Raw genomic sequence first — 15,346 nt, 5'->3', positions numbered from 1 at the left:
CGCACGGCCCGGCCCGCCGGCCCCGTCCCGTCCACACTCCCCATCGTCGCCCTCCCGGCCCGGGAGCGCCCCCCGGCCGCCGGGGGCGCTCCGGACCGCAGGTCAGGGAGTGCGGACGGCGGCCACCTCGAACTCCAGCACCACCTTGTCGCCGACGAGGACGCCGCCGCCCTCCAGCGCGGCGTTCCAGGTGATGCCGTAGTCCTTGCGGCTGATCGGTACGGCGCCCTCCAGGCCGACGCGCAGGTTGCCCTGCGGGTCCGTGACACTGCCCTGGAACTCGAAGTCGATGTCGACCGACCGGGTGACGTCCTTGATGGTGAGGTCCCCCGTCACGCGGAAGGTGGCCTCGTCGAGCTGCCTGACCGCGGTGGACACGAAGGTGATGTCCGGATAGGCGGGCGCGTCCAGGAAGTCGTTGGTGCGCAGGTGGCCGTCCCGCTGCTCGTTGCGGGTGTCGACGCTCGCGGTCTTGACGGTGACGGACACCGAGGACTTGGAGGGGTCGGCCCCGTCGAGGTGGGCGGAGCCCTCGAACTCGTCGAAGGAGCCGCGCACCTTGGTGACCATGGCGTGCCGGGCGACGAATCCGATCCGGGTGTGGGCCGGGTCGATCGTGTAGTCGCCCGTCAGCGTGGCGAGCGGGGTGGAGGTGGTCATGAACCTGCTCCGTGGGGATCGGGGGCGGGGTGCGGGCCGGGCTTCAGACGGTGGCGAGCTGCGGGATCAGCCGCAGCGCGTTGTCGTGGTAGATCCCCTGGAGCTGCTCCGGAGTGAAGGCCGGATCGGAGTCGAGGGCGGGGAACGCCAGCTCCGTGACCGTGTCGCCGGGGGCGGCCGGCCAGTCGGTGCCGAAGAGGATCCGCTCGGCGGGCACGTGCGCGAGGAGGGTCGCCGCGCTCGCCATGGGTCCCGCGGTGTCGTAGTGGAAACGCCCCAGGTAGTCGCGGACTGCGGCCGGTTCCACCGGCGGATCGCAGAACCGTCCGAGGGCCTGGAGGCGCGTCGCGATGTACGGCAGGAAGCCGCCGGCGTGCGGCAGGATCACCGAGATGTCCGGGAACCGGTCCAGCGTCCGCTTGCTGATCATGTTGACGGCCGCCCTGGTGGTGTCCAGCAGGAAGTCGCACATGAAGTTGGGGATGCCGGGGACCGTGGAGGGTCCGGGCGGGCCGTCGGGCAGGTTGTGCGGGTGGGTGTCGACCACCGCGGAGAACTCGTTCAGCTCGGCGAACACGCCGTCGTAGGACGGGTCCCCGAGGTAGACGCCCCCGTAGTTGGCCGTCACGTTCACGCCGACGGCGCCGAGCTGCCCGAGTCCCCGCCGGATGGCCCAGGAGGACGCGTCGGGGTCGTCGAGGAAGAGGGGGACGTAGAAGGAGAACCGTCCGGGATGGGAGGTCGCCACCTCGATCATCGACTGGAGCGTGATGTTGACGGCCTCGCGCAGTTGCGCCGACGAGTGGTAGCGGGCCGGCAGCATGGGCTTGAGGACGGCCGTCACGATGCCCGCGCGGTCCATGAAGGCGATCGCGGCCTCGATGTCGAGCCGGGTCCACGGCGGCAGCCGCTTCGGGTCGATCAGTTCGTGCCGCACGGCCCACTCGCGCCACTCGGGCGCGCAGTAGTGGTGGTGCATGTCGATCTTCGACCGGGCCGAGTGGGCCGCGCCCGCGGCCGGCGCCGCGGCCGCGTCGGCGAGGCCGCGGAGTGCGTCCGGCTCCGTACCCAGGAGTCCCAGACCGGTGGTGCTCGGAGATTCAGGCATGCCAGTTCACCGTCCGTAGGGGGCTGGTCAGTTACCGGGGCCGACGGGGGCCGCGGAGGCCGGCCCGGCCGGCGACGCGACGGCCCGGGGCGAGGGCTCCGGGGCGAGGTCCGTGCGGGGGAGCACCGGCTCCAGGGTGAGCAGGAGGCGCTCCAGGCCGCGGAACGCCGCCACCGGGCCCTTCAGCCAGGCCCCCTGGCTCTCCCGCGGGTCGGCCAGTTCCATCTCCGGGAACTCCCGCAGCAGACAGGAGAGCGCGATGTCGAGTTCGAGCCGGGCCAGCGGCGCCCCGAGGCAGTAGTGCGTGCCGTGCCCGAAGCCCAGGTGCGTGCTCTGGATGCCCTCGCGCGTCACGTCCAGCACGTCGGGGGAGTCGAACTGGCCGGGGTCCCGGTTCGCCGAGGAGATGGCGATCTGCACGAGCGCGCCCTTCGGGACGACCGTGCCCCGGACCTCCGCGTCCTCGGCCGCGTACCGGAAGGTGGAGGTCTCCACCGAACCCTCGAAGCGTACGAGTTCCTCCACCGCCCGCGGGATCAGCGAGGGGTCCAGCCGGAGCTTCTCCAGCTGGTCGGGGCGGAGCAGCAGGTCGAGGACGGAGTTCCCGATCTGGAAGGCGGTGGTCTTGTGTCCGGCGAAGAACAGCACCCACAGGGAGGAGACCAGTTCCGCGTCGTCCAGGCCCTCTTCCGACCGGATGAGGTCACTGAGGAAACAGTCCGAGGGGTGGGCGCGCGTGTACGCGATGAGCCGGTTCAGCCGGGCCTGCAGCCATTCCTCGGCCGCCCTCAGCTCCGCCTTCATCCGGGGGTCGAACCGGGCCCGCGTCACCACCGAGAACTGTCCGAGGATCTCCGGGCGGTCCTCCTCCGGGATGCCCATCAGCTCGCACAGGACCGTGATGGGGAAGGGGAACGCGAACGCCGACATCAGGTCGACCGGCTCGGTCTTCGGGCAGTCCCGCAGGAGGCCCTCCGCGATCTCGGTGATCCTGGGCCGCATCCCCTCCACCCGCCGCGGGGTGAAGGCGCTGCGCAGGGTGCGGCGCAGCCGCGTGTGCCGGGGCGGGTCCGAGTTGAGGACGTTGTCGTCGAGGGCGTCGAAGAAGCTGCCGTACACGGCGTGGTAGGTGTCGAGCGCGCCGCGCATGTTCTTGCTGAAGCGGGGGTCGGACAGCGCGTCGCGGGCGTCGTCGTACCGGGTGATCAGGTACGTGTCGACCCCGTGCGCGGGCGTCAGCCGGCACACGGGGTCCTGCTCGCGCAGGGCCGCGTAGACGGGGTGCGGGCACGTCCGGAACTCCGGCGCGCCCCTGGACACGGACGACACGATGTCCCGCAGCGCTTCGCCGCCGTTCGGTGCCGCATTCTCCTGCGCCATGTGTGCGTACCCTCCGTGGTGTTCGCGTCCGGCGACTCACGGGTTCCCTGCGGCGCCGGACCGTGAAACGGGCCGTGGCTCGTTCGAGTGAGCCGGACGCCCGCGTGCGCGGGGCCGCAACGACCCGGGCCCGCCCCGGCCGGCGGCGGTGGCAGGGCCGGCCCGGGGGGTACGGAGGCACCCGGAGCGTCCGCCGACCGGCCGTCAGCCGTCCGAACGGACCCGGTGGCGGCGGCCCGGAGCGGGGAAGGGCTGCTGGTGCGGCCGGCCCGCCGCGACGGGGCCCGCGCCGTGCCGTCACGGCCCCCGCCCGGCCGGCTTCCCCCGGACGACGCCCCCCAGGAGCCCCCCATGGCCCGAACCCTGACCTTCACCCTCGCCGCGGCCGCCTCGCTCGCCACCCTGGCGGCCGTCGCCGCCCCCGCCGCGACCGGCGTGGACACCGCCAAGGCCGCCGCCGACCGCGCGGCGGTCTACCGGGCGACCGCGCCGTTCCAGCTGCACGCCGCCGCGGTGAAGGCCGGCTACGTACCGGACAAGTACTGCGTGGAGCGGGCGGGAGCCGGAGCGCTCGGCTACCCGCACTTCAACCACGGCTACGACAACTCCGTCGACCCGGCGAAGCCCGCCGCCCTCTTCTACGAGGACGACGGGCGCGGGGGCAAGCGCCTCACCGGGGTCCAGTGGGTCGTGTACGACCGGGACCAGGACACGGCGACGGCCGACGACCGTCCCACGATGTTCGGCATCCCCTTCAAGGGACCGCAGCGCGGGAACTTCCCCGGCCAGCCGGTGCACTACGCCCTGCACCTGTGGCTGTGGAAGAAGAACCCGGCCGGCGCGTTCGAGACCTTCAACCGGGCGGTCACCTGCCTGCCCGGCACCACCCGCCCCAAGCCCGCCGCCTGACCCGGCGGACCGGCTCAGACACCGAGCAGGCCGCGCAGGTGGGCGCAGGCCCCGGCCTCCGTGGCGTGCTCGGCGACGGGCTCGTACGCACCCCGCTCGTACACCCCGGTCTCCCAGCCCCCGCCCGGCCGCGCGCGCAGGTACGCGAAGTCGGGCGGGGTGGGAGCGGGTTCGTGCACGCCCTCGATCCAGTAGTGCCCGGCGGGCACCCCGGCCTCCGCGAGCGCCCGGCCGAGTGCCCGCCGGTCGCTCACGGGGCGACCCGGACCAGGTAGCCCTGGTCGAGCAGCCACTTGACGTTCAGCCGCTGTCCCGCGCCCGGGTCGAGGAACGCCGGGTCCAGCTTGATCTGCCGTCCCCCGCCCGGCTGCTCGAACCAGGGGGCGATGGAGCCCTCCCAGACGACGAACCGCTTGGTGACCCGGTAGACGTGGTAGTCGCAGGGGAACTCCGCCTCGCGGGTGTTGAGGTTCTGCGGGGGCAGTGCCCGCTTGGCGTACGCGTCCCCGGCCGGGGCGAGGTACGAGCCGAACTCGGAGCCGAAGCGGTCCAGGACCTCCCCCTCCAGCAGCAGCTCGGGGGCCTTGTCGACGTTGCCGTTGACCTCGGCGAAGCCGTCGTTCGGCGGGTACTTCCAGCCGCCGGTGTCGGCCGGGCCCTCCCAGTACTTCTTGAGGAACTCGGAGGAGGAGAGCCGCCCCGTGCGGTGGTAGTGGGACAGCAGCGGACCGACCGGCGGCTGCCACTTGTGCGGCAGGCGCTTGGGGCCGAGCCGCTTGTCGCCCTTGAACTCGCCGGTGCACGGGGCCGCCGCGGCGGAGACGGCCGCCGGGCCGGCGGGCTCGGCCGGGGCCGCCTGGGCGGCGGGGGCGGTCGCGAGGGCGGCGGTGACGCCCATCGCGGCGAGGACGGCACGGATCCTCAGGTCGGTACGGCTGCGCTCCACGCGGGACTCCTTCGGTGCGGGCTGGCGGTCGCCGCACACAGTAATGAATCACCGGCGGAGGGTGACCGAGGTCCGGCGTGAACCGGCCACCCGTGTCGCGGGCCGTACGCACCCGCACCGCCGGTCCGGGCACGTGCCGCCGCACGGCCTGCCCGGCGCGTCCGCCTGCCCGGGACGCCCGGCCCGGCCGGTGGCCCGGGAGGTACGCCGCCGCCGAACGGCCAGTTCAGAACCCCGCGCGGCGCCCGACCGGGTGAGCCCCCGCCGCCCGCCCGGACAGCACCTCGGCCACCAGCCCGTCGAGGACGGCCAGCGTCCCCGGGAAGCCGGGCGAGGTCTCCCGGACGAGCCCCGGCCCGGTCAGGAACCGCCCGTCGACCACCAGGGCCGGCACCCCCTGGATGCCGTACGCCTGGAGCAGGGCGTCGGCCCGCCGGGCCCCGGCGTCCACCTCGGGCGAGGCGAAGGCAGCGGCGAAGGCGGCCGGGTCCAGGCCCTGTTCGGCGGCCCAGGCGAGGATCGCCCCATCGGTGTTGAGGTACGTGCGGCCCCGGTGGATCGCACTGAAGGCCCGCTCGTGGAAGCCGACGGCCCCCAGGGCCTCCAGCGCGAAGTGCAGCCGCTGCTGCGGCTTGAAGTTCTGGCGGCTCCCCGGCTTGCGGTCGAAGTCGGCGGGGAGCCACCGGAGCGCGACCCGCTCGCCCTGGCCGCTCCGCCACGCGTCCAGGACCGGCTGGAGCTCGAAGGAGTGCGAGTCGGAGTACCAGAAGAAGGCCTCCACCGTGACCGGTCCGGTTCCCGTGCCGGACGGAGCGGAGCCGTTCACGCGGGTGTAGTCCTGGCCTTCGACAGCCATGGGGCGGCTCCTCCGTCTTGTCTGTGCCGGACCCCGGGCCCGCGCGACGTCGGTGTCGCGCGTCCCGCCGGTCCTCGGGAACACACGCCCCGCGGGCTGGTTCCGTACCCGTGCCGGGAGCGCACACGACGGAACGTACGTGTCCGGCAAGCGGTCACGGAACGATGATCCCGGCCACCCCGGGGCCGGAAACCGACCACGGGCCGGTGGAGGTTGTGCGGATTCGTCGTAGGCCGTCCCCCCTTGGCGGGGGTCCTGCCGCCGACGAGGGCGCCGCATCGGGCCCCGGGGCCCGGGGCGGACGTCACCGTCCGGGCGCGAGCGGTCCGGCGACGCCCCGCCAGGTCCGGTAGTAGCCCTCGCGCAGGGGCCCGCCGGTCAGGGCGAGGACCTCCGACGCCGCGGCCGCCAGCGGCGCCGGGTCGCCCGACTCGCACATCCGCAGGTGCCCGTCGAGCAGCGCGCCCCCGCGGGACGCGTCCGCCTCCAGGAGACGCCGCGGCAGCCACTTGCCGCCGCCCGTCCACGCCCGGTGGTGGTCGCAGAGCAGCTCGGCCGCGGCGCCCAGCACGTACCCGGCCACGGCCAGCCCCTCGAAGCGGTCCCGGGCGTCGGCGAGGTCGTCCAGCGCGTCCGTCAGCGAGTACCGCCGGGTCTCCACGGTCTGCGGGTCCAGCGCGGGCGGACCCTGCCGCAGGTCCGCCTCGGCCAGGGCGCGGGCCCGGACGGCGTCGCCCCGCGGATCGGCCAGCACCAGACCCGAGGCGTACATGTGCTGGAGGACCGCGCGACGCGAGGCGCGGTCCGCGGCGAAGAGCTCGGCGAGACCCGTGCGGGTGTGCACGAACAGTTCCACGACGCGCCCTTCGGAGCGGACCGTCTCCCGGGCCGTCCCGGCCCCGTCCGCGACGAGTACCGCGATGTCCAGATCGCTGCTCGCCGTGGCCCGCCCGGAGGCCGTGGACCCGGCCAGGATCACGGAGAGGGCGTCGGGGAAGCGGTCACGGGCGATGCGGCGTGCCTGCTCGACGGGTTCGTTGCGCATACCCGCCATGATCACGGGAAGCGGGCCCGGCAGCGACGGGTTTTCGGCAGCCGGGGCCCGTACCGGACCCGGCCGGGCAGCCCCTACGCTTGCGGCGTGACCAGAGCAGAGCCCAGCCGCCGACGGGTGATGGGAGCCGGGTTCGGGGCGGTCGCGGCCGCGCTGACCGGGTGCTCGGCCGGCTCCGGACCGGTGCGGCGGCTGCGGCTCGCCACCGGCCCGGAGGGCGGCCCGTACAACGCGTTCGGCCGGGCCCTGGCCCGGGCCGTCGCCGCGAGCGGCCGCGGCCTGGAGATCGTGCCGGTCGCCACCGCCGCCAGCGTGGACAACCTGCGGCAGCTGGAGGACGGATCCGTCGACCTGGCCCTGGCCATGGCCGACGCGGCCGAGGACGCGGTCCTGGGGCGGGAACCGTTCGCACGGCCCGCCCCGGTGACGGCCCTGGCCCGGATCTACGTGAACTACACCCACCTCCTCGTCCCGCGCGACGGGCCCGTCCGCGCGGTGGAGCAGCTCGCGGGACGCCCCGTCGCGGCCGGCGCGGCCGGGTCGGGGGTGCGGGTGGTGGCGGGCCGCGTGCTGCGGGCCGCCGGAGTCGACGGCGGCGCCGCCGCGCGGGAGCGGGAACTGGGCCTCGCCGAGTCGGTGTCGGCGCTGCGCGAGGGCGCGGTCGACGCGCTGTTCTGGTCCGGGGGCGTCCCCACCCCCGCCCTGGCCGAGCTGACCGGGGAGCGCCCCGTACGGTTCCTGCCGCTCGACGGCCACGTGAGCGCGCTGCGCGAGCGGTACGGCCCCGTCTACACGGCGGTCACGCTCCCGGCCGGGGTGTACGGGCTGACCGCACCGGTGGCGACCATAGGCGTCGGCAACTACCTCCTGGCCCGCCGGGGCGTACCGGACGGCGCGGTGCGCGACCTGCTCCGGGTGGTCTTCGACCGGTGGCGCGACCTGCTGCGGGAGGTGACCGCCGGGGCCCGGCTGGAGCCCCGCTTCGCCATCTCGACCGGCGCGGTCCCCCTCCACCCCGGCGCGGTCGCGCACTACCGGGAGGTGTACGGCTGAGCGGCCACGGGCCGCTCACGCGGGAGCCGGGGGCGGCAGCCGGAGCTCCACGACCAAACCGTGCGGCACGTTGCCGCTCACACCGAGCCGGCCCCCGCTGACGCGGGCGATCTCCTCGGCGATGGCCAGCCCCAGCCCGCTGCCGTGCACGTTCTGGTGCGCGGGGGAGCGGGCGAAACGCCGCAGCAGCAGATCCCCCTGTGCCTCGGGCACGCCCGGCCCGTCGTCGGCGACCCGTACGACGGCCTCCCCGTCCGCGCCGAGCAGCGCGCTCACCTCCACGCGGCCGCCGGGCGGCACGAACTTGACCGCGTTGTCGAGGACCGCGTCCAGGACCCGGCCCGCCGCGTCGGGCAGGCCGCGCGCACGCAGCCCTTCCGCGGGGCACGCGCACGTCAACTCCAGCCCGGCCCCGGCGAACACGGGGGCCCAGGCCCGCACCCGGTCGCGCACCGCCCCCGACACGTCCTGGTCGCGCAGCTCGGCCGTGCCGGACTCCACGCGGGCCAGGGCCAGCAGGCCGTCGAGCAGCTCCTCCAGGCGCTCCGCCTCGTCCAGGGCCCGGGCGTGCTCGGCCAGGCCGGGCCCGGCGGCGACGTACGGCTCGACGTTCTCCAGTTGCAGGACGAGCGTGGCCAGCGGGTTGCGCAGCTGGTGGGAGGCGTCGGCGACGAAGTCGCGCTGGCGGCCGATGGAGTCGGCCATGGCCTGCGCCATGGCGTTGAAGTGGAGCCGCAGCCGGCGCAGCTCGGGCGGCCCGGTGCCGGACACGGCCCGCGCCCGGAGGCTTCCGGCGGCCAGTTTCTCCACCGCCCGGTCCAGGTCGAGGAGCGGCCGCAGCAGCCAGCGCGCGATGCCCGCGGCGACCAGCGCCGCCGCCGCGAAGGCGGCGACCGCCCCGGCCGCGATGAGCGCCCAGCGCAGCGTCACGTCCCGCCGGGCCGCGTCCGTGGGCAGGGACATCAGGACGGCTCCGCTGACCCGCTCGTCCCGGCCCACCGGCTCCGCGAGCACGACCGTGTCCGGACCCCAGGGGCGCAGGGTCGGCAGCCGGTCGGTGGACCGGCCGGTGAGGGCGCGGCCCCGGGCGTCCGCGGCCGCCCCCTCACCGGAGCGCCACGTTCCGGCCCGTGCGACCGTGGCGCCCCCGGTGTCGACCACGACGACCCCGGCCCCGTACAGCTCGGCGTACCGGCGGATCTCCGAGGACAGCTCGGACCGGTCGGCGTCGGTGCGCATCCGCTCGGCGAGGTCGGCGAACCGTACGGCCTCCGAACGCCGTTGCAGGAGCAGGTGCTCGGTCCGGCCCCGGGCGTAGGCGTCGGCCAGGGGGACGCTGAGCAGCAGCGCGGCGACCCCCATGAGCACCGTCAGGACCGCGAGGAGCCGGCGCCTCACGGCCCGCCGTCCCGCCCGCTCACCGTGCCGCGCCCGTCGTCCGGCCCGTCGTCCGGTCCGTCCGGCCCGTTGTCCGGTCCGTCGGGGGCGGCCGGTGCACCGAGCTGGTACCCGTAGCCGCGGACGGTGCGCACCAGCCCGGGGCGGCCGGTCTTCGAGCGGATGCCCGCCACGTGCACGTCCAGGGAGCGGGACGCGCCGAGGAAGGCGTCCCCCCAGATCCGGTCCAGGATCTCCTCCCGGGAGTGCACCTCGTGCGGCCGGCCGGCCAGGAAGGCCAGTACGTCGAACTCCCGGCGGGTCAGCCGGACGGGGCGGCCCGCCGCCGTCACGGTCCGCCCGGCCAGGTCCACCTCGACGTCCCCGCTCCGCACCGTCCGCCCGGCGGCCTCCGCCGGCTCGGCGCCCGCGGGACCCGGGCGGGCGCCCGTCCGGCGGCGGACGGTGTCGATGCGGGCCATCAGCTCGGCCATCCGGAACGGTTTGACCACGTAGTCGTCGGCGCCGGCCCGCAGCCCCTGCACGATGTCCCGCTCCCCGCAGCGTGCCGTCACCACGATCAGCGGGGCGTCGCAGACGGTCCGCAGCCGGCGCAGCAGCTCCAGTCCGTCGAGGTCGGGCAGCCCCAGGTCGAGCAGCACGAACTCGGCCTCGTGCACGTGCCGCAGGGCGTCCAGGGCCCGGCCGACCCTGCGGACGCTGTGGCCGCGCTGGGCGAGCGCGGTCCCGAGGGCGTGCGCCATGCGGTCGTCGTCCTCGACGAGCAGCGCGTGCATAGACGGTTCCCTCGTGTGACGCGTGACCTGGGAGGCAGCAGCCTACGGGAGCCGTCGCCCCCGGTCACCGGGGCGGGTCAGCGCGCGGCCTCCGCCGGGGCCGTCGGCTCCGGCCGGGCCGCCCCGCCGTCGGCGGCAGCCGCCCGCGCGGTCGCGTCGGCCTCCTCCTCGGCACGGCTCAGCGCCGCGTTGCGGGTGTCCGGCATCAGCACGTAGGTGACGAGGGAGATCAGCGCGCACCCGGAGACGTACCAGAAGAACATGGTCTCGTGGCCGCTCTTCTTGAACCACAGCGCCACGTACTCCGCCGTCCCGCCGAAGAGGGCGTTGGCGATCGCGTACGGCAGGGCCACGCCCAGGGCCCGCACCCGGGTGGGGAACAGCTCGGCCTTGACCGCCGCGTTGATGGAGGTGTAGCCGGTGACGATCACCAGGGCGAGCAGGGACAGCCCCAGCGCGGACCAGTACGAGGACGCCGAGCCGAGCGCGGTCATGATCGGGTACGTGCCGACCGTGCAGCCCACCGCGAAGGTGATCAGCAGCGGGCGGCGGCCGATCCGGTCGGACAGCATCCCGGCGAAGGGCTGGAGCACCGCGAAGAGCGCCAGCGCGGTGAAGCTGACCAGGGTGGCCGTGGTCTTCGGCAGGCCCGCGCTGCCGACCAGGTACTTGGTCAGGTAGGTGGTGTACGTGTAGTAGGCCACGGTGCCGCCGAGGGTGAGCGCCATGACCAGTCCGGCCTGCCGCCGGTGCTGCCACAGGACCTTCAGCGTGCCGCGCGTGCTGTCGTCGTGGGCGGCGTCGCCCGCCGACTGCTCCTTGAACGCGTCGGTCTCCTGGAGCCGTCGCCGCAGCCAGAAGACGACCACCGCGAACAGGGCCCCGAGGACGAACGGGATCCGCCAGCCCCAGCTCTCCAGCTGGGCCGTGGTGAGCGTGTGCTGCATCGTGATGAGGATGCCCAGGCCGAGGAGCTGGCCGCAGGTCATCGACACGTACTGGAACGACGAGCCCAGCCCGCGCCGGTTGCGGGCCGACGCCTCGGTGAGGTAGGTGGCACTGGCCGCGTACTCGCCGCCGATGCTCATCCCCTGGAGCAGCCGCGCGAGCAGCAGCACCAGGGCGCCGAAGTAGCCGGCCTGGCCGTACGTCGGGGCGACGGCGATGAGCAGGGCCGCCACCGACATCATCGTCACGGTGAGCGTGAGCGCGCTCTTGCGCCCGTGCCGGTCGGCCGCCCGGCCGAGGATCCACCCGCCGACGGGGCGCATCAGGAAGCCGACGGCGAAGATCCCCGCCGTGTTCATCAGCTGCGTGGTCGGATTGTCGCCGGGGAAGAACGAGTCCGCGAAGTAGATCGCGAAGCTGGCGTAGACGAACCAGTCGTACCACTCGACGAGATTGCCCAGCGACCCGCCGATCAGGGCGAGGCGGCGCTTCCGGCGTTCGTCCGCGGGTGGCGGCGCGGGCACGGCGACGGACGAGGACATGGCGGCTCCAGAGGGAAGTCCCTGATGGGGGAGGGGAAACGCCCCGGCGGTGGGGGAGTGCCCAGAGCATGCGGGGGGCCGCCGCCACCGGACAAGGTCCGCCGCACAGATCTAACGTTCCGCTAAGAAAGCCGCACCCGAGCGGCCCGCACCGGGCCGCGCCTCCCCGCCGGACCGGGGCGGCGGGCGGGGGGCGGGATCCGGACAGGTACCGGGCGACGCGCGCCCCGGCGCGCCGGAACGGGCGGCCCGCACGGCCCGGCGCGGGCACACTGGGCCCGTCCGGCAAACCGACGCGGAGGACCGCCCGTGCCCGTACCGATGATCATCGACTGCGACCCCGGCCACGACGACGCCCTCGCCATCATGCTCGCGGCCGCCGACCCCGCGGTCGACCTCCTGGCCATCACCACCGTCGCGGGCAACCAGACCCTGGACAAGACCACCCTCAACGCCCGCCGCGTGTGCACCCTCGCCGGGATCACCGACGTGCCCCTCGCCGCCGGGTGCGACCGCCCGCTGCTCCAGCCGCTGGCCGTCGCCGCCGACGTGCACGGCGAGTCCGGGCTCGACGGACCCCGCTTCCCGCCCCCCGAGGTCGACGTGGTCCCCGGGCACGCCGTGGACGTCATCCACCGGATCCTGAGCGAACACCCCGAGCCCGTCACGCTCGTGCCGACCGCCCCGCTGACGAACATCGCCCTGCTGCTGACCCGCTATCCCGAATGCGCCTCCCGGATCCGGGAGATCGTGCTGATGGGAGGGTCCACCGAGCGGGGCAACCGCACCCCGGCCGCCGAGTTCAACGTCTATACCGACCCGGAGGCCGCGGCCGTCGTCTTCGGCAGCGGAGTGCCCCTCACCATGTGCGGGCTCAACGTCACCCACCAGGCCCTGGCCACCCCCGACGTCCTGGCCCGCTTCGAAGGCCTCGGCACCGAACTCGGCCGCACCTGCGCCGAACTGCTCGCCTACTTCGCCTCCGCCTACCACCGCCTGTGGGGCATGCCCCACCCGCCGCTGCACGACCCGGTCGCGGTGGCCCGGGTCATCGACCCGACGATCGTGGGCTGCGTGGACGCGCACGTCGCGGTGGAACTGCACGGCACCCACACCCGCGGGGCCACGGTCGTGGACCTCCACCGCTACCTGGGCCGCCCCGTCAACGCGAAGGTCGCCGTGACCCTGGACACCGAACGGTTCTGGGACCGCATGGTCGGCGCCGTCGAGACCCTCGGCTCCCGCCGGGCCTGAACCACGGCCGCCGGCCCGCCCGTACCGGAAACCGGCGCTTCAGCCGGCGACGGGGTACATCAACCCGCGCCGCCCCTCCGGGGACGTCAGCCACTCCAGCTTCTCGGCGGTGTCCGTGCCCGGCAGCGGGGTGTGCAGCACGATCGACAGGTCGGGCCGGGCCGGCACCCGCAACTGGGTCGACTCGACGTACAGCGCACCGGCCAGCGGGTGCTCCATCTGCTTCTCCAGCTGCCCGCCGGGACGCACGTCCCGCCGCGACCACAACGCGGCGAACTCCGGGCTCAACTCCCGCGCCTGCGCAACGACCTGCTGGAACCCCTCGTCCTCCGGATGTTCCGAGCAGGCCGCCCGGAACTGGGCCACGACCTCGCCGGCCACCCGCTCCCAATGCGTCGCCCGACTCCGGTAGATGGGGTCGGTGAAGAAGTCGATCAGACAGTTCTGCACGATCTCGGGACGCATCCCGAAGACCAGCGCGGCCGACTCGTTGTACATCACCGTGTTCCAGTACGCGTCCATGATGTGCGCCGGGAACGGCATCCAGGCGTCGATCAGCCGCTTCATGCCGTGGCACATGTCCCGGTCGCCCGGGGCGACTTCGAGCGCGGGCGGATTGAGTCCGGCCAGCACGTACAGGTGCCGGCGCTCGGCGCTCGTCAGCTTCAGCACCCGGCTCACCGCGTCCAGGACCTGAGCGGACACCGTGATGTCGCGGCCCTGCTCCAGCCACTGGTACCAGGACACCCCGACCCCGGCCAGCACGGCGACCTCCTCCCGGCGCAGGCCCGGTGTCCGCCGGCGGGCCCCTCCGTCGGGGAGGCCCGCCTCCGCCGGAGTGATCCTCGCGCGCCTGCTCATCAGGAACCCGCGCAGTTCCGTCCGGCGGTGCTGGTCGATCGGTATGGCCACGGAATCCCCCCAGTCGGCTCCCTGGTGGTGCCGCCAACAGGATAAGTTCCCACTCTGCACGGGCATTCCCCGGCCGTGATGGTGTGACCATGGCGATCGACACACCGACCACGACCACCGCACCCGATACGACGTCCCCCGCCGCCGCGAGCCCCGAGCAGCCCGGCGGCGACCGGCTCTCCGGCCGGGCCCGGCTCGTCCTCTTCGTGCTCTGCGCCGCCCAGTTCATGGTGGCGCTCGACTTCTCCGTACTGAACGTGGCGCTGCCCGTCCTCGGCAAGGACCTCGGCCTCGGCCAGTCGGCCCTCCAATGGGCCGTCACCGCCTTCGCCCTGCCCTCCGGCGGCTTCCTGCTCCTCTTCGGCCGGATCGCCGATCTGTACGGCCGCAAGCGGCTGTTCCTGACCGGCCTCGCGGTCTTCGGCGCGGCATCGGTCCTCGCCACCCTCGCCTGGGGACCGGCGTCCTTCCTCACCGGCCGCGCCCTCCAGGGCCTCGGCGCGGCGGCCATCGTCCCGACCGGCATGGCCCTGCTCACCACCACCTTCCCCGAAGGCCCCCTGCGCGACCGGGCGCTGGGCATCTCCGGCACCTTGCTGTCCCTCGGCTTCACCGTCGGCATGGTGCTCGGCGGCGTCATGACCGACACCCTCGGCTGGCGCTCCACGATGGGCCTGCTCGCCCTCGCCGCCCTGATCGTGCTGTGCCTGGCACCCCGACTGCTGCCCGAGTCCCGCACCCCGCAGCGGCCCCGGCTGGACGTACCGGGCGCCGTCACCGTCACCGGCGGCCTGCTCGCCCTGATCTACGCCCTGTCGACGGCGGCCCAGCGCGGCTTCGGCGGCCCCGACGTGTGGGGCACCCTGGCCGCCGGGCTCGTCCTGCTCGCCGCCTTCGTGGTGGTCGAGTCGAAGTCCCCGGCGCCGCTGGTCTCGCTGCCGATGCTCAAGCGGCGCACCGTCGCCTGGGGCAACATCGGCGGCCTGGTGACCTTCTCGATGATGTCCACGGTCGTCTTCGTCCTGACCCTCTACCTCCAGGAGACCCTGAGCCTCTCCCCCTTCCGCACGGGACTGGTCTTCGGAGTCCAGGGCATCGCCTCCGTCCTCGCCGGCACGTACGCCCCCCGGATCATCGGCCGCTTCGGCGCCCGCCGCACGCTGGCCGGCGGGCTGCTGGGCCAGGGCCTGTTCACCGCGGCGCTGCTCGGCGTGGGCACGGAGTCCGGCGCCCTGCTCGCGACCGTCGCCGTATCGCTGGCCAGCATGTGCCACCTCGGCGCGATCATCTCGTACGGGGTGACCGTCACCAGCGGCGTGCCCGACGAGGAGCAGGGCCTGGCCACCGGCCTCGTCACCACCACCCAGCAGGTCGGCATCACCATCGGCATCCCGCTGCTCGGTGTCCTGGCCACCACTGGGGACTCCCTCTTCGGCGGGGTTCGGACGGTCCTGGCGGTCGACGCGGCCCTCGTGATCGTCACCGCCCTCCTGGTGGCGGCCGGCCTCGCCCGCCGCAAGGCCTGAGCCCGCCGGGTCCTGGGCCGCCCG

At 74.4% G+C, this 15,346-nt stretch carries 15 protein-coding genes; 4 read left to right on the top strand and 11 right to left on the bottom strand.

Annotated elements, in window-relative coordinates:
- Window positions 1-102: 102 nt before the first annotated feature.
- The 3 genes from AC07B0_RS13235 to AC07B0_RS13225 are packed head-to-tail and all read right to left on the bottom strand — an operon-like array spanning window position 103 to window position 3,148.
- Entirely contained in the window at window positions 103-660 is a 558-nt protein-coding gene (locus AC07B0_RS13235) for a YceI family protein (protein ID WP_478898056.1), read from the bottom strand.
- A gap of 43 nt (window positions 661-703) precedes the next feature.
- A complete protein-coding gene (locus AC07B0_RS13230; RefSeq protein WP_478898054.1) occupies window positions 704-1,768 on the bottom strand; it encodes an amidohydrolase family protein in 1,065 nt (354 codons plus the stop codon).
- A 27-nt stretch (window positions 1,769-1,795) separates the two neighbouring features.
- Window positions 1,796-3,148: a cytochrome P450 family protein gene (locus AC07B0_RS13225; protein WP_356873167.1), complete on the bottom strand. Its 1,353-nt coding sequence runs from the start codon at window positions 3,146-3,148 to the stop codon at window positions 1,796-1,798.
- A gap of 351 nt (window positions 3,149-3,499) precedes the next feature.
- Here AC07B0_RS13225 and AC07B0_RS13220 point away from each other — a divergent pair, with 351 nt between their 5' ends.
- Complete coding sequence (locus tag AC07B0_RS13220; protein ID WP_356873165.1) at window positions 3,500-4,057, top strand: hypothetical protein; 558 nt, start codon at window positions 3,500-3,502, stop codon at window positions 4,055-4,057.
- A gap of 14 nt (window positions 4,058-4,071) precedes the next feature.
- Here AC07B0_RS13220 and AC07B0_RS13215 read toward each other — a convergent pair whose 3' ends face one another.
- The 4 genes from AC07B0_RS13215 to AC07B0_RS13200 form a co-directional block, all read right to left on the bottom strand.
- A complete protein-coding gene (locus tag AC07B0_RS13215) occupies window positions 4,072-4,311 on the bottom strand; it encodes a hypothetical protein (RefSeq protein WP_356873163.1) in 240 nt (79 codons plus the stop codon).
- Window positions 4,308-4,955, bottom strand: a complete 648-nt coding sequence (locus tag AC07B0_RS13210) for a TNT domain-containing protein (RefSeq protein ID WP_356873259.1) — start codon at window positions 4,953-4,955, stop codon at window positions 4,308-4,310. Before AC07B0_RS13210 ends, AC07B0_RS13215 begins: the two co-directional genes overlap by 4 nt.
- A 274-nt stretch (window positions 4,956-5,229) precedes the next feature.
- Complete coding sequence (locus tag AC07B0_RS13205; protein ID WP_478898052.1) at window positions 5,230-5,859, bottom strand: thiol:disulfide interchange protein DsbA/DsbL; 630 nt, start codon at window positions 5,857-5,859, stop codon at window positions 5,230-5,232.
- A gap of 304 nt (window positions 5,860-6,163) precedes the next feature.
- Entirely contained in the window at window positions 6,164-6,904 is a 741-nt protein-coding gene (locus AC07B0_RS13200; protein WP_478864244.1) for a nucleotidyltransferase domain-containing protein, read from the bottom strand.
- Window positions 6,905-7,000: 96 nt separating this feature from the next.
- On the opposite strand from AC07B0_RS13200, the gene AC07B0_RS13195 reads away from it, so the two are divergent.
- A complete protein-coding gene (locus tag AC07B0_RS13195) occupies window positions 7,001-7,966 on the top strand; it encodes a TAXI family TRAP transporter solute-binding subunit (protein WP_469379616.1) in 966 nt (321 codons plus the stop codon).
- A gap of 15 nt (window positions 7,967-7,981) precedes the next feature.
- Here the strand turns inward: AC07B0_RS13195 and AC07B0_RS13190 are convergent, their stop codons facing one another.
- The 3 genes from AC07B0_RS13190 to AC07B0_RS13180 all read right to left on the bottom strand — a co-directional run bounded on the left by AC07B0_RS13190 (window position 7,982) and on the right by AC07B0_RS13180 (window position 11,630).
- Window positions 7,982-9,364 carry a sensor histidine kinase gene (locus tag AC07B0_RS13190; RefSeq protein ID WP_469379618.1) on the bottom strand — a complete coding sequence of 461 codons (1,383 nt, stop codon included), beginning with the start codon at window positions 9,362-9,364 and terminating at the stop codon, window positions 7,982-7,984.
- Window positions 9,361-10,140, bottom strand: a complete 780-nt coding sequence (locus AC07B0_RS13185) for a response regulator transcription factor (protein WP_469379621.1) — start codon at window positions 10,138-10,140, stop codon at window positions 9,361-9,363. Before AC07B0_RS13185 ends, AC07B0_RS13190 begins: the two co-directional genes overlap by 4 nt.
- A gap of 77 nt (window positions 10,141-10,217) precedes the next feature.
- A complete protein-coding gene (locus tag AC07B0_RS13180) occupies window positions 10,218-11,630 on the bottom strand; it encodes an MFS transporter (RefSeq protein ID WP_469379623.1) in 1,413 nt (470 codons plus the stop codon).
- 309 nt (window positions 11,631-11,939) lie between these two features.
- Between AC07B0_RS13180 and AC07B0_RS13175 the strand changes: the two genes are divergently transcribed.
- Window positions 11,940-12,884: a nucleoside hydrolase gene (locus AC07B0_RS13175; protein ID WP_356873149.1), complete on the top strand. Its 945-nt coding sequence runs from the start codon at window positions 11,940-11,942 to the stop codon at window positions 12,882-12,884.
- Window positions 12,885-12,923: 39 nt separating this feature from the next.
- Here AC07B0_RS13175 and AC07B0_RS13170 read toward each other — a convergent pair whose 3' ends face one another.
- Entirely contained in the window at window positions 12,924-13,745 is an 822-nt protein-coding gene (locus AC07B0_RS13170) for a helix-turn-helix transcriptional regulator (RefSeq protein ID WP_356873257.1), read from the bottom strand.
- Window positions 13,746-13,885: 140 nt separating this feature from the next.
- On the opposite strand from AC07B0_RS13170, the gene AC07B0_RS13165 reads away from it, so the two are divergent.
- The gene (locus AC07B0_RS13165; protein ID WP_469379625.1) at window positions 13,886-15,322 is read left to right on the top strand and encodes an MFS transporter; all 1,437 of its coding nucleotides are present in this window, start codon (window positions 13,886-13,888) and stop codon (window positions 15,320-15,322) included.
- Window positions 15,323-15,346 lie beyond the last annotated feature (24 nt).

The sequence above is a fragment of the Streptomyces sp. NPDC044704 genome, assembly GCF_056433525.1.
Note: the sequence above shows the minus strand (reverse complement) of the source record. Positions and strands in the feature narration are given on the sequence as shown.

Coding starts and splice junctions, on each gene's coding strand:
- AC07B0_RS13235 (WP_478898056.1), bottom strand. CDS start 660: ATGACCACCTCCACCCCGCTCGCCACGCTGACGGGCGACTACACGATC.
- AC07B0_RS13230 (WP_478898054.1), bottom strand. CDS start 1,768: ATGCCTGAATCTCCGAGCACCACCGGTCTGGGACTCCTGGGTACGGAG.
- AC07B0_RS13225 (WP_356873167.1), bottom strand. CDS start 3,148: ATGGCGCAGGAGAATGCGGCACCGAACGGCGGCGAAGCGCTGCGGGAC.
- AC07B0_RS13220 (WP_356873165.1), top strand. CDS start 3,500: ATGGCCCGAACCCTGACCTTCACCCTCGCCGCGGCCGCCTCGCTCGCC.
- AC07B0_RS13210 (WP_356873259.1), bottom strand. CDS start 4,955: ATGGGCGTCACCGCCGCCCTCGCGACCGCCCCCGCCGCCCAGGCGGCC.
- AC07B0_RS13205 (WP_478898052.1), bottom strand. CDS start 5,859: ATGGCTGTCGAAGGCCAGGACTACACCCGCGTGAACGGCTCCGCTCCG.
- AC07B0_RS13200 (WP_478864244.1), bottom strand. CDS start 6,904: ATGCGCAACGAACCCGTCGAGCAGGCACGCCGCATCGCCCGTGACCGC.
- AC07B0_RS13185 (WP_469379621.1), bottom strand. CDS start 10,140: ATGCACGCGCTGCTCGTCGAGGACGACGACCGCATGGCGCACGCCCTC.
- AC07B0_RS13180 (WP_469379623.1), bottom strand. CDS start 11,630: ATGTCCTCGTCCGTCGCCGTGCCCGCGCCGCCACCCGCGGACGAACGC.
- AC07B0_RS13170 (WP_356873257.1), bottom strand. CDS start 13,745: ATGAGCAGGCGCGCGAGGATCACTCCGGCGGAGGCGGGCCTCCCCGAC.
- AC07B0_RS13165 (WP_469379625.1), top strand. CDS start 13,886: ATGGCGATCGACACACCGACCACGACCACCGCACCCGATACGACGTCC.